The 13607-nt window shown below is 58.2% G+C and carries 9 protein-coding genes; 2 read left to right on the forward strand and 7 right to left on the reverse strand.

The features are described 5' to 3' along the window. Positions 1-80: 80 nt before the first annotated feature. The 5 genes from rmuC to NE852_RS00085 all read right to left on the reverse strand — a co-directional run bounded on the left by rmuC (position 81) and on the right by NE852_RS00085 (position 7082). Positions 81-1730, reverse strand: coding sequence for a DNA recombination protein RmuC (rmuC, locus tag NE852_RS00065; RefSeq protein ID WP_258155627.1), 1650 nt, complete (start codon positions 1728-1730; stop codon positions 81-83). Between the two features lie 158 nt (positions 1731-1888). Next, positions 1889-2287, reverse strand: a complete 399-nt coding sequence (locus tag NE852_RS00070) for a DUF6527 family protein (RefSeq protein WP_308821656.1) — start codon at positions 2285-2287, stop codon at positions 1889-1891. Further along, complete coding sequence (locus tag NE852_RS00075; RefSeq protein ID WP_008534064.1) at positions 2274-3467, reverse strand: ThiF family adenylyltransferase; 1194 nt, start codon at positions 3465-3467, stop codon at positions 2274-2276. Before NE852_RS00075 ends, NE852_RS00070 begins: the two co-directional genes overlap by 14 nt. Then, positions 3442-3699, reverse strand: a complete 258-nt coding sequence (locus NE852_RS00080; RefSeq protein WP_008534066.1) for a multiubiquitin domain-containing protein — start codon at positions 3697-3699, stop codon at positions 3442-3444. Before NE852_RS00080 ends, NE852_RS00075 begins: the two co-directional genes overlap by 26 nt. A gap of 50 nt (positions 3700-3749) precedes the next feature. Beyond that, positions 3750-7082 (reverse strand): TM0106 family RecB-like putative nuclease, encoded by a 3333-nt coding sequence (locus tag NE852_RS00085; RefSeq protein ID WP_258155628.1) that lies wholly within the window; start codon positions 7080-7082, stop codon positions 3750-3752. Positions 7083-7143: 61 nt separating this feature from the next. Here NE852_RS00085 and NE852_RS00090 point away from each other — a divergent pair, with 61 nt between their 5' ends. Together NE852_RS00090 and dgt are read left to right on the forward strand one after the other, a co-directional pair. Then, positions 7144-8136: a YafY family protein gene (locus tag NE852_RS00090; protein ID WP_008534080.1), complete on the forward strand. Its 993-nt coding sequence runs from the start codon at positions 7144-7146 to the stop codon at positions 8134-8136. A gap of 179 nt (positions 8137-8315) precedes the next feature. Next, positions 8316-9611, forward strand: a complete 1296-nt coding sequence (dgt, locus tag NE852_RS00095) for a dGTP triphosphohydrolase (protein ID WP_258155629.1) — start codon at positions 8316-8318, stop codon at positions 9609-9611. 350 nt (positions 9612-9961) lie between these two features. Here the strand turns inward: dgt and NE852_RS32555 are convergent, their stop codons facing one another. Together NE852_RS32555 and NE852_RS00110 are read right to left on the reverse strand one after the other, a co-directional pair. Then, entirely contained in the window at positions 9962-11707 is a 1746-nt protein-coding gene (locus NE852_RS32555; protein ID WP_008534093.1) for a DNA methyltransferase, read from the reverse strand. Between the two features lie 554 nt (positions 11708-12261). After that, complete coding sequence (locus NE852_RS00110) at positions 12262-13461, reverse strand: IS256 family transposase (protein ID WP_008536727.1); 1200 nt, start codon at positions 13459-13461, stop codon at positions 12262-12264. Between the last annotated feature and the right edge of the window lie 146 nt (positions 13462-13607).

The following is a 13607-nucleotide window of genomic DNA, read 5'->3' on the forward strand; positions in this document are numbered from 1 at the left end:
CTGTCCTTTAAAAAACCATGTATCCCCGGTCGGCCCTCCTCAAGCAGCGCAGCCGGATGCGCGTTGACAAGCGTCGAAATTCAGGCCGACAGTTTTCCGTCAGCCTCGGCATCACCATCGTCGAAACCAAGGTCCTCTTCCAGCGTCTCGATCAAGACCTGGGCATCGTTTGCAGGCAGGATTTCAACGTTGCGTAGCTTACGGTTGATGGCGCGGCCTCGCACCTCGACATTGTCGATCTGGTTGGACGCTTCCTGTAACTTCTTTTTAACCTTCTCCAGCACTGGGCCGAATTTACCAAACTCCTCCTTGACCGCGGAAAGAACCTGCCACACTTCGCTGGAACGTTCTTGGATTGCAAGTGTGCGGAAGCCCATCTGCAGACTGCTAAGGATGGCAGTGAGGGTTGTCGGTCCGGCCACTGTAACGCGATAGGATCGCTGGAGGTCGTCGCATAGTCCCGGACGGCGGATGATTTCGGCATAAAGGCCTTCCGTGGGCAGGAACAGAATCGCAAAATCCGTCGTCTTCGGTGGACGAATGTACTTACTTGAGATGTCCTTGGCCGAGTTTTTGATGCGTGTCTCCAAAGCCTTCGAGGCTTCCTCGACTGCGGCAATGTCCCCGATTTCGGAGGCCGCCTGCAGCCGTTCATAATCCTCAATCGGAAATTTCGCGTCGATCGGCAGCAGGCACTCCTCTGTCTCGCCCGCGCCGGGAAGCCGGATTGCGTATTCGACGCGTTCGTTGCCGAATTCGGACATGGTGGCATTCGCCACATATTGTGCAGGCGTCAATATTTGTTCCAGCAGAGCTCCAAGCTGGACCTCGCCCCACGACCCGCGCGACTTGACGTTCGTAAGCACGCGTTTCAAATCGCCGACGCCCGTCGCCAAGTTCTGCATTTCACCGAGGCCCTGATGAACTGCTTCGAGGCGTTCGCTGACGATCTTGAAGGAGTCTCCGAGCCGCTTGTCGAGCGTACCCTGCAGCTTCTCGTCGACGGTGACGCGCATCTGTTCGAGTTTCTCACCATTCTCCCTGCGCAACACGCCGAGCTGGTTTTCCACACTGAGCTTTAGTGCTTCGCCCGTCTGCGTGTTCTTCTCGCTCAACGCTTCCAGGCGCTTGCCAAAATCCTCGTGTTGGGCGCGCTGGATATCAAACATCTGCTGGTTCTGTTCGATCGAGTTCTTGGCAAAGCGGTCCAGGCTAGTTGTCACCGTTTCCGTCAGCGCCTTTGTCCGCTCGCCGGCATCGGCTTTCATTGCATCGAGATTCTGGATGACCTGATCACGAAGTTCGCGGAACGTGGTGAGGAGAGCTTCCTGGTTTTTGGAGAACTGGGCTGCGCTGTCGCTCGCCATCTGGCGAAGCGTCTGGGAAACCTGGTCCAGGTTTTCCTTCTGGTGTTTCGCCGCCTCGGCGGACTGCGTCCGCAAGGTTTCGGCGAGTGCCGCAATGCTCTTTGTGACCTCCTCACGCAAATCCTTACCGGATGCCGTGCCTTCCTCGCGAGCAGCCCGAAGATCGTCGCGTACATTGCGCTCAATGCGCTCCTGGGCCATTTCCAGGGCGCTCAGTTTTGCCGCTGCGGGATCGGCGTCAAGCTTTCCGGCCAACCTTGAAAGGCGGCTTGTGACTACGATGACAACAAGGAGCGATACGAAAGAGCTGAAGGCGGCGGCGCCCCACAGGCTCCATTGAATGTATTCCTGATCCACGAGCATGGTCCTGCCTGATCCTTAATTAATCCGGCGGCTATGAGAATCAGTAGCCGACATCTTTGGGAAGAAGGCACGTATTTTGGGCAAGCCTCAAGAAGTGGCGCGCGCAATGCTGTGCCTTGTGCATAAATGTTCCTCCAAACGTTCGACGCGATCCTATGTTAGCTGCTCATCATAGACTTGAGCCAACGCCAAACGCGTGCCCACCAGCGGTCAGGATAGAGTTCAGCGTAATAGTGTTCCCGCCGACGTTCCTCGGCGGCGCGGCCGGCGGCGATTTCCTCGGGAGTCCACTCAGTGGACCATTCGATCTTGCCCCGATCAATCCAATAATGCGACTTGCAAGGACGCTGCCAATTGCCGATCGACGGTCGAAGCGATGGTCCTTGGGGGTGATCCGTGAAACACCATTCGGTCGGCCCCAGAGGTGTCCGGACCTTTGAGCCGCAGCCGCATGCGCACAAGTGCGCGGCAGTCTCGAACTCCTCCGACACATAAAGAACGCCCGGCTCAAGCTGAGCCGGCATGGTGCGCACGCGTTCTAGCTTAATCCTTATCATAAGTATCCCCGGTGAGACTAAGGTCGTCGATTCCGAAGAGCACGTGTCGATACCCCTCGGTGTCTCGATAGAAGCCCCGCACTTGCTTGTAGCGGATCACCGCGAGGCAGGCATTGAGCGCGTTCAGTTCGCCGATCTGGATGTTTGAACGATAGATGTCGTCAGCCGCATCGGACAAGTCGGCGAGTTTCCGGTCGCGCATCGTTGCGCCCTCATCGAGGGGATAATAGGTGGCGCGAACCATGCCACCAATCGTGCCATGCTTGCGATTGAGACCCATGCCAACGTCGATGAAGGGGATGTTGCGCGAGATGAGCGCGTCGAAGATTCCTGCGCGCGACGAGCCTTTATCAACACAGATGAAGGCGAAGGTGACGCCGTCGAGGCGATCGGCAGTGTCTGGGTCGATGTAGGTGGCTTCTACTGTCAGCCCGTGCCGGAAATTGTCGTAGCGAGCGCCGTAGACGGTGGCTTTCGCCGTCCGCAGTTCCTCAGTGGCGAAGCGACCCGGGGAGCGAAACGCCGTATGGACATGGTAGGTGTCGCCAACGAACGCGCGGATACTCGGCACTGGCGTCTTGACTAGAAGATCGAGTAGATAGGCGCCGGTGCCGCCAAGCCCAATGATGGCCACCGTCTCGCCGGCAAACTCGGTGTTCAAGTCGCCGATCTGTGCGCGTGATGTGAGCGTGTCCTGAAGCTTGAATATTGGGTCGGGTTCAAAGGTCTCGACCACTCGGTAGGTGAAGGGTGTCGCTGCGGGATGCCGCTCGATCGCGGGTCCCGAGATAATTGATACGTAGCTTTCAATCTTGGCATAAAAATCAAGGAAACTACCTTGGGGTATCGGTTTGTTGGAGAACGAGCGCTGAACGACAACATCGGCGCACGCATTACTCAATTGAATCCTCGTTTCACCGCCGCCAAGGTTGAGGATCGGCGAGCCATCAAGCTGATGGGGATGGCCCCCTGCGAAGTAGATTTGATGATCGTCCTGCTGAACGTGCTCCTGGTCTATGAATACGAGCTTCGCAACGATCGCGCCGCTCTGCAGTGCGCCCTGGCGATCGAGATAGGGGATGTCACGCACGACGAGGCAATTGCTGTCGAACGCGACCGCATAGCCGCGCTCGACGAGCCGAGCGAGGTCGGGGTTACGACTGACCAGTTTCCGAAACACTGAAGATCATCCCTTCTTTGACTTTGACCGAGGCGCCCGGCGCGAGCGTACCTTCGGGCTTATTGCCCTGGCCGCGCTTATAGCGTACCGAGTAGGTGACCTCAGGGTGCTGGGCGTAATCCGGAACCTCAAGCGTCACCACCTCCGCATAGCTGATGTCGCCCTTGGGCCAATCGTGTTCGGTACCCTCGACGACGATAGTGACCGTCTTGTTGGGCTGTTCGTTAACCATCCGTGCGAATCTCCATATTCCGATTTAGGCAGTATCGCACTGGGTAGGTGTCAGAAACTGTCACCCCCGTATTCGCGCAGAATGCAAAGTGCATTCACCAACGACATTTCTTCGATCGTTCGGCAGGATGTTTCAAGCAGCAGCGGGCTGGCGAACACCATCGCTGCGGCCTGAGCGCGCGAGACAGCGACGTTGATTCGGTTCAGCGAGAATAGAAAAGAGATGTCGCGCGGTAGTTCCTCGCCGCTCGATGTCGTCATAGATACGAGACAGATTGGCGCCTCCTGACCTTGGAACCGGTCGACAGTGCCGACCCGCACCGCGCCCGGAAGTGCAGCACGGAGGGCGTTCACCTGCGCATTGTAAGGAGCAACGACAAGGATGTCGCCGTTTCCGATGATACGCTCGCGGCCTTCGCGATCACGATAAGTCGCGCCCTCGACCTCCGCTATCCGGGCCACAATCGCTTGGATTTCCTCGGGGCTCACCTGAGACCGACCGGCATGTGTGACGGCGCGCATGCTGGCACCCAGGAGATCGATACCAGCGCGCGAGACAAGCGTCTGACTGCGCGCCGCGTCGTCGCTGCGGAGCCGCCCCTCGTAGACGGCCGTCGAAATGAAACCGCAGACCTGCGGGTGCATTCGGCGGCTGACGGGAATGAAAATGCCGCGGTCAGGTGGTACTACTCGGTGCCCATCGATCAGATATTCGAGGCACGAACGTCCACTGTCGCCGGGATGGGTGCCCTGCAGAGGTTGGGGCAGTTGCATGGGATCGCCGACTAGCACGATGTTGCGGCTGGACCTTGCCATGGCGAGGATGTTGGCAAGGGAGACTTGGCCAGCCTCGTCGACTACCAAATAGTCAAATGCTGCGTCGCTGTATCGGGCGAAATGCCATGCAGTTGCGCCGACAACATGTGCGGATGCGATCTCAGGCGCGTCATTATCGCTCACAAAAACAATGCCAGGATAGGCCTCTTCGTCGCCGTCGTCAGACGTCTTCTGAACGAGTCGGCAGTTCATGCCCTCCACCCGTGCTCGGTCTGCCACCGCCTTCAGCAAATTGCTAATCGCCTTATGGCTGTTCGAGGACACGGCGACACGCTTGCCTGCCCGGACAAGGTCCACGATCGAGAGCGCACTAACATACGTTTTGCCGCTCCCCGGCGGTCCCTGGATTGCCAGCGTAGAATCGGCCATTGCAGCGATTGCACGGCTTGTTTCGACGGACAGGTCGTCCCCTGAAATCACACCAGGGGACCGCAAACCGTCCACGAACCGGGGCCGGGAGCGGGTGAGTATGTCCTCGATGGCAGGGACGCGCCCAGTATTGGCAATGATTTCCTCGGTTACTGCCGCGATCGCGTCCTTCAGGACGTTATTGCGCAGAGGCCTCGGCGGCAAGAGGTCAAGGCGATCGGGTAGAGGGCCTTTCGCCGTTGAGCGACGCAATACCAGCGTGTTCGTATCGTGGTCGATCGACCGCAGGTTAACGTCTTCTGGCATTGCTGCCGGCTTCAAGCACGGACTCTTGCCAGCACGCAGCTTCGTCTCCTGTTGTGGGAACCGATATGTCCGTTCGAAGGACTGCTTCGTGACCTGCACAGGCTCGCTTACGGCCTCCAGGCCCTGGATACATTCGAGGTCGTCGAGTAGTTCCTCGCTTTCCTGCGCGAGGCGGTCGAAGATCGCCCAATAAGCCGGCTTGTCCTCGCGCTTGTGGAATTGGCTGAGGTCAAGCAGCAAATCGGCCACTTGGTCGCCGAGACGCTCTCGCACTGGCTGCAGTTTGGCGCGTAGGACTCTGATCTCCTCATCCTCTGCCTCGATATTTGAGAGTGATCCGCCTTCGGGCACCTCGCCAAGGACTGGCCAAGCCATTCCCGTCGGGCGGACATCGCGGACAAGCCAATCGCGAAGCAATTGTGTCGAGATGCAGTCTGTACGATTGTAGTCGTGGATTTCGTCGAGCAGGCGCTGCTCGCCGGTGTGGCGCCACTCCTCGTAGAAGACGACACTGCTCCCGGCGGTCGCGACGTCACCCGCACGCTTCTTCATGTAGAAGGCCTCGAGATCTTTGATAGAGTAGCCCTTCTCCGATGCGATCATGCCGCCGGAAACGACCTTGAATAGATCGACAAAGCGACGCTCGCGCTGGAGTTGATCAACCGCGGCCTCGCAGGTGCGATGCTGCGCGGTCAGCCGCCGTAGTGCAGCAATCTCGTAGTTGGCATAGTGATATACGTGGGCGTTTGGGTGCCGCCGCATATGCTCGACGAGGAAAGTCAGCAGGTCGGCCACGGAGCGGCCTTCGTCCTCGCGGGTATGAGCCCAAAATGCCCGAAACGCCCACTCATTCTTTTCGCGGTACCAGACGCCATGTAGGTACTCAAGCCCGCCCGGGAAGTACGGATCGCCCTCGATATCGTAGAATACGTCTCCGTCATCAGGGGCCGGCAGCAGGCCGAACCCTTTTCCAGGCTCCGTATTTCGGAGCTCGAAGGCCGGCGGCCCACCAGCTCGGCGCGCCGACTGCAGCTGAGCCTGAGATACCAACTTGCGTTGAGTTTCGGCCGCCATTTTCGGCACGCGATCTTTGGATACAGCAAGAGCGGCCATCGTGGTAATGCCGACTGCCTCGAGCCTCTGACGCTGAGACCTGCTGATGCCTGCAACCAGCGCCAGACTGTCGTCGGCCTCCCACTGCTCGGCACAATGGCTACTCCAACGACAGAGGGTGCACGCCGACACGGGTTCGGACCGGGTCTCGGGACGCTCCATGAGAAACACCTCCAGCATCCGCCGAGCGTGGCGTGCATAGGCCGATACTTCCGAAAGCCGGACAGTGAAGCGGCTACCGTCGCCCAACTGGAGGTGGGCGGCCTCTGGCGCCACGCCCTGTACTTTTTCGATGAGATCACTGTACAAACAGAGTTGGAGGACATGCTTCGGATCAGGCTTCCGCTTCAGCTTGGTGTCGACAACCTCGTACGACCACGCGCCGAGGTCGGAGGGTCTTTCGACGCGTTCAAGGAAGTCGCTGTAACCGCCCCATGCGCCATCGAGCAACGCGCCCTGGTAAATGATGTCGGGGCCAGTCCTCATCGCCTCGAGCGTCAGGCGTACCGACTCTTCCAGTGAAATTTTGTCCTTCGGAATCTCGATGACACTATGGCCATCCGCCTTCAACCTATCCAGGAACGCAAGTTCGTGATCATCGCCCTGCTTCTGGAGTAGCTCGGCTTCAGGGCCGTCTTCATCGGGCTTAAGGTCGCCAACTTCGATCAAACGTAAATCCAAAGCCGTCGCATGGCGGCAGCCTTTGAACCGCATGAGATCCGACGCACTCAGTCGTAACAAGTCCCCAATCAATCGCATGCGCAATCTCCTTTCTTCCGCTATAGCTGAAAAGGGCGACAAAAGCTGTCATGGTGATTCTATGTCTTTCGCGAAGGCTCAGGACCTTCTCAAGCTAGCGATGATGGCGACCCGCCGAGGGGGCGTGTCACTTGAGGAAATCATCGAAGAGTTCGGTTGCGTGCATCGATCAGCGCAGCGCATGACGGTCGCATTGGAGACTGCATTTCCCCAGACGCAGTCTGATGATGGCGACGATCGCAAACGCCGTTGGCGAATCCCAGCACGGGCGATCGCACCACTCTTGACCCCCTCGGCTGAAGAGCTCGCGGCGTTAAGCGCGGCAATTGCGGAACTTGACACGGCTGGAATGAAGCCTGAAGCAGGTATGGTTCGCGAACTCGAGCGAAAAATACGGGCGCTTATTCCACCTGAGGCCGGGACGAGGCTCGCAGTCGATGAGGAAGCGCTGCTCGAAGCCTTAGGACACGCGGCGCGACCGGGGCCGCGCCCCGCTGTCAGCAGTGAGGTCGACGCGGCGATCTCTGAAGCGCTCAAGGGGCCGTTCCTGTTGCGGATATCTTACCGCAAGCGCAAACAGGATAAGCCGACCGAACGGGTGATTGCGCCGCACGGCCTGCTTCTTGGTGTGCGTCGCTACTTGGTCGCGAGGGACACGACAAAGAAGCCCGAAGCACCGTTGCAGCATTACCGCGTCGAGGAAATCTACTCGGCCGAGGTACTCGACGAGAGCTTCGATCTCGATCCCGGTTTCAACATCCGCAAGCACGCAGAGAAGGGCTTTGGGTCGTACGAAAGCGCCGCCGAGCACGGCGACGTCGTATGGCGGTTCTCGCCGGACGCCGCGCCCCATGCGCGCCGCTTCGTATTCCATCCGACCCAGACCGTCGAGGAGGAGCCTGACGGTTCGCTGCTTGTGCGCTTCAAGGCGTCCGGCCTCCTTGAGATGTGTTGGCATCTCTACTCTTGGGGAAACTCGGTAGAAGTGCTCCAGCCCGCACGACTGCGCGAGATGGTGAAGGGGCACCAGCGCACATTCGACGCGCTGCCGTGAGACGATACGAGAAAAAAGGAATTTGCACATCGCACTCGGTCCATCTGCTGACGAAGTGTGAAACGGAAGCGGCATGTGGAGGGCGCCCGTCTGCAGTATGAATTTGGATATAAGCTTGGCGGGCATTGCTGCAGAGGCTATTGATCGGTATCGGAAATCGATAGAATTGGGGCGTAAGAATGGATTGGGAGAAACTGCTCTGTAGTGAACGGCTTGGCGACAAGCACTATGAGCCCAGGCCGAACCGGTCGATCTTCATTCAGGATCATGACCGCATTGTATTCTCTGCGCCATTCCGGCGACTGGCCAACAAGACCCAGGTCCAACCTCTGTACGAGCATGATCACGTCCACCACCGCCTAATCCACTCTGTCGAGGTCAGTAGCGTCGGGCGATCGCTGGCCATGCGAATTGGGAATTGGCTTGAGGAAACACATAGGATCGCCAGCGGCGAGTCCAACAGTTTGGCAAATATTGTTCAGGCAGCTTGCGTCGCCCACGATATCGGCAATCCCCCCTTCGGCCATTCAGGCGAAGCGGCGATGGGCGACTGGTTCGCGGAGAAGTTCGATGATGCCAAAGGGATCATGGCGGAGGTCGAGGATCAACACCGCTCAGAATTCGTGAGGTTTGAAGGCAACGCACAGGGATTTCGAATTATTTCGCGGCTTGAGATGTACCGCAATGATGGTGGCATGCGCTTGTCCAAGGCAACTTTGGGGGCGTTCACGAAATATCCGACCACTTCTGCCGTCCGCGAAAGCATTGTCGGCAACGGAAATGTGGAATATGTCGGCCTCAAGAAGTTCGGCATCTTCAGTTCCGAAATAGAGCTGTTCAAGGAAGCGGCCAATTCGTTGGGGCTTCCTGAGGAAGTGGACCGCATTGGGAATTGGTGGCGTCGGCATCCGCTGGTGTTCATCGTCGAAGCCGCAGACGATATCTGCTACAACATCGTCGATCTTGAGGACGCCTTCACGACAGGTGAGCTACCATTTGATACGGTCAGAGGGCTGTTGCACGAGGCAGCGAACAACCCGAACCGCGATGTGAGTAGACTCAGCCCTGCCGAACATATCGCATTATTGCGGGCACTGAGCATTGGGGCCGCAGTCGAGAGTTGCGTCGAGGCCTTCAAGACCAACTACAATGCCATTATGGCCGGAACGTTCTCTAATTCTCTAGCTGATACAGGGCCAATGGCCTCTGTCTTCGCAAAAATGAAGACCCTGTCTCGGGACCAGGTCTTCACCGCCCGAAGAAAGACAGAATTGGAAGTGTCTGGGCGGCGTGTGATAGGCAATGTGATGTCAGGTGTACTTCCTGTCTTCGACGATCTTTTTAAGGTCAAGTGGGATCAGGATGGGCTTTCCGACCACACACGGCAGCTCGCTAGGGCGCTCGACTTGGACTTGCGGGACGTTACCGATGCCGAGCGTGCTTTGCACGCTCTTGCCGACTTCGGGTATGACTGATCGATACGCTGTGAGGATCGCGAGGATGCTCAGCGGTATCTAGTGAACGGCGCGCGCCGCATCTCGGCCATGGAGGTGATTTTACCCTTCGCCCGGAAGCAGACAAAGCGGCGACCAACTTCCCTAGAGTTCACAGTCGCGCCACAACCGGCAATTCCCGGAGGTCTGTATGCGTCACGCCACCGATCATGAGGCTTTTTGATGCGCCGACCTATCTCGCTGACGATACAGCCGGCGTCTCTGAGTGCGACTTCATGGCAGACTCGCGCCAGTACGTCCTAGAGGAAGTTGCGAGACGCTGCGTACTTTATTCTCGTGGGTTGCTTACTCGTAGCATGGGCGAGAACACACTAGGCGCCGCGGCGTTTGGGGCGATTTGGAGCATGCTCCTGCGGCGGTGTTAGGAGTGGTTCGTCAAGCGACAATGAGGCTTGGGACTTGGTTGATTTTCCACCTGAAATTGGAAGGCGAAGAGATGGGGATTCCCGTATTTCCGCTGGCGTAGGTTTTGCCGGGGGGCGCTTTCGCTGCAATACGCGCGCCTCCTGAGCGGCTCTTACCGTATTCAGCTCGGTCAGAATGCCAAGGTTTGGTCCCGCGATCAGATCCTTCACGGTTATGATTTGAATTCGCGCTCGTTCTCCGCCCGGGAGTGATATTCTCCCGCCTGTTGCTGCTTCGGTACGCATGTCTTGAGTAGGGTCGTTTAGGCAGATAAGGACTCCCATGTCGGCGGCTTCCCGTTGGACAACGCTTTTCAATACCCGAACCGCGTCTGGGCCGATGTGTTTTCCGCCTTTTACAGAAACTATCGCGTGACCATATTTACCCGGGCCGGTCACAAAGGCGATTTCACCATCAATGCCCTTGTCAGGTCCACGACCCTTAGCCTGACCACCAATTCGTCCGACTGCCCATTCCTGAAATGTATACGGCTCAGTGGCCGCAAGCTGACGCGCTCCGTATTCGTCCTTTGGAATTCCCTCAATTGAATAGGTGGCGAGAGGAAGCCAGGTCTTCATTCTATCCTGAATTACCTGGATCGCCAGATAGGTAATATCAATTCCAACCCATGCTCTTCCCAGCCGCTCCGCAGCATGCAGTGCCGTCCCGCAGCCACAGAAGGGATCCAGCACAACGTCGCCTGGCGCCGTTGAAGATAAGATGACACGCTCTAGCAGAGCGAGGGGTTTCTGTGTGGGGTAACCGATGCGCTCCTCAGCCTGCGAGTTGAGAGGAGGTATGTCGCCCCAAAAGCTGCCGATAGGGTTTCCCCGATCATCAGTCGGCCGGAGTTTACGGCGCGGCGCGCCTGATCTGCTCCACGACAGATTGCCCTCCGCGTCAATCTCACGGAGTTTCTCCAACTCTACGCGCCATCCGTATGGTGGCGGTGTGAAGCCCTTATATTCGTAGACGAGATTTGGGCGAACACCCATGCTCGCCGATCGAAGAATTGGGCCGTCTGCATAGGGGCCAAGTTCGTCCGACCTATCATATTTTTCCAGGAGTTCGGCCTGGGACAGAGGTACACGTATCGCGTCTTCATAAAAGGGCGCCGCGTCTGACTTCGCATAATAGAGAATAGTATCAGTGCTCGGGCTGAACTTCTTGCTTGCGTGTTGTGATCCCTTCGGATTTCGAGACCTGAGCCAGATAATTTCGTTCCGAAAGTTCGAGGCGCCAAATATCGAGTCCATGACGGTTTTCAGATAGTGGCTGGCCGTGGGATCGCAGTGAAGGAATATGCTGCCTGTTGGGTTCAAGACACGCTTCAAATGTATCAGGCGAACAGTCATCATGGCGAGGTAAGCCATAAGATCGCTCTGACCCAGAAAACCTTGGAGAGCTTGCAACATTCGGAAGATTGAGACATCGGATCGGCGCACCGATTCCATCGCAGCTTCCGCCCCGTCTTCCCAGCGCCAAGTGTCTTCGAACGCCATCCGCTGCGCATCAGCCCCGACAGGTGATTTATAAAGGATGTTGTACGACGCTTTGGAGTTGAATGGCGGATCTAAGTAAACCAGATCGACGGAGTTTGCCGCCATCTTCTCCAGCCAATCGAGATTGTCCCCGAAGTAGAGTTTGTTCACGCAATGTCCCCGATGAACGCGACAGATACTTTTTCATCTTCTACAATCTTGGTTGAATTTTCGTTTATACTAACGGAGCAGTTTCCGGCCTCAGTTCCAGTCCGGAAGGCACCGCCCAATCGGCACATAGGGAAGGCCTAGCTGTCGGAATCTTCTTCGGCGGCTGGCGCCGCGCCCGTCATCGCTGAAACACATCCACCCATCCTCCATACTTTCTGGCCGGCTTGCGAAAAGCCGCCAGTTCGCTCCCGGCCCAAATCAGCCACCGCGAGCAGGCCAACCACTGGGCTTGCCGAGCAATTCTATTTCAGAGGGAATTCGGAATAACGCGGTCGTCGGTTTCAATCCTTGCAACTGCAAAAAACTCATCGGGACGGCTTTCGGGCCAGGGCATCGCGCCCCTTGACCTAAAGCATGATTGAGGTTGCAAGTTCTGCTTCTTGCCTAGGAAAGGTCGGCCCCTGACGCTTCCAAAATAGGAAGTTGATCATGTCCCAGGGAGTGGTGTAGGTGGCGGCTTTGGTCGCCGCGTTCTCCGGCATGGGCCGGGACGATCAGCGCGCCACGGCTGGCAGGCTGATGAGCGGATCATCGCTCATCTGGCTGATGGTTTCCAGCGTCATGTATCTGGCGCGTTGGACAGCCCATTCGTCGTTTTGCTCGAGCAGGATCGCGCCGACGAGGCGGACGATGGCGTCGTCATTGGGGAAGATGCCGACGACCTCGGTCCTGCGCTTGATTTCGCCATTGAGGCGCTCGATCGGGTTGGTGCTGTGCAGCTTGGCGCGGTGCTCCTTCGGGAAGGTCATGTAGGCGAGAACGTCTTCTTCGGCATCATCCATGATGGCGGCGAGCTTCGGGACCTTCGGGCGGATTTGGTCGGCGACGGCGCGCCATTGGGTGCTTGCGGCTTCCGGCGTCTCCTGGGCGAAGGCGGTGGCGATAAAGGCGGAGACGACACGCCGACCGCTCTTGCCGGCGTGGGCGAGAACGTTGCGCATGAAGTGGACCCGGCAGCGCTGCCAGGTTGCGTTTAGCACCTTGGTGACGGCGGCCTTGAGGCCCTCGTGGGCGTCGGAGACGACCAGCTTGACGCCTCTGAGGCCACGGCGAGTCAGCTTGCGTAGGAACTCGGTCCAGATCGGCTCGGCTTCGGAGGTGCCGACCTCCATGCCCAGCACCTCGCGGCGACCGTCGTTGTTGACACCAACGGCGATGATCACGGCAACGGAGACGATGCGGCCGCCCCGGCGGACCTTTAGGTAGGTGGCATCGATCCACAGATATGGCCAGTCGCCCTCGATCGGCCGCTCGAGGAAGGCCTTGACCTTTCCGTCGATCTCCTCGCACAGCCGGCTGACCTGGCTCTTGGAGATGCCGCTCATACCCATGGCCTTGACCAGATCGTCGACCGAGCGGGTCGAGATTCCCTGCACATAGGCCTCTTGAATGACCGCCGTCAGCGCCTTCTCGGCCATGCGCCGCGGCTCCAGGAAGCCCGGAAAGTAAGAGCCCTTCCTGAGCTTTGGAATGCGCAGCTCGACGGTTCCGGCGCGCGTCTCCCAATCCCGCTCGCGGTAGCCGTTGCGCTGGGCCGTCCGCAGCGGGTTCTTCTCGCCATAGCCGGCACCGGTGGCAGCGCCCACCTCCAGCTCCATCAGCCGCTCGGCGGCAAAGCCGATCATCTCGCGCAAAAGATCGGCGTCGGGGGACTTCTCCACGAGCGCACGCAGGTTCATCATGTCGTCGGTCATCGGTGGTTCCTTCGAATCAGGTTGGTGTCAGCAACCCAACCCTACTGAAGAACATCGATGACCACCGCTTCGCCGCCCGCTCACTACCGCGCTGTTGAGGGCGCGCTCGCGAGCGGCTTCGCTACCGCCGAGCTACACCATCTGTA

Source organism: Rhizobium sp. Pop5, from assembly GCF_024721175.1.
Taxonomy (GTDB): domain Bacteria; phylum Pseudomonadota; class Alphaproteobacteria; order Rhizobiales; family Rhizobiaceae; genus Rhizobium.

What these genes read in the sequence shown, in the direction of transcription:
- rmuC (WP_258155627.1), bottom strand. Translation starts at nt 1,730, where the DNA reads ATGCTCGTGGATCAGGAATACATTCAATGGAGCCTGTGGGGCGCCGCC.
- NE852_RS00070 (WP_308821656.1), bottom strand. Translation starts at nt 2,287, where the DNA reads ATGATAAGGATTAAGCTAGAACGCGTGCGCACCATGCCGGCTCAGCTT.
- NE852_RS00080 (WP_008534066.1), bottom strand. Translation starts at nt 3,699, where the DNA reads ATGGTTAACGAACAGCCCAACAAGACGGTCACTATCGTCGTCGAGGGT.
- NE852_RS00085 (WP_258155628.1), bottom strand. Translation starts at nt 7,082, where the DNA reads ATGCGATTGATTGGGGACTTGTTACGACTGAGTGCGTCGGATCTCATG.
- NE852_RS00090 (WP_008534080.1), top strand. Translation starts at nt 7,144, where the DNA reads ATGTCTTTCGCGAAGGCTCAGGACCTTCTCAAGCTAGCGATGATGGCG.
- dgt (WP_258155629.1), top strand. Translation starts at nt 8,316, where the DNA reads ATGGATTGGGAGAAACTGCTCTGTAGTGAACGGCTTGGCGACAAGCAC.
- NE852_RS00110 (WP_008536727.1), bottom strand. Translation starts at nt 13,461, where the DNA reads ATGACCGACGACATGATGAACCTGCGTGCGCTCGTGGAGAAGTCCCCC.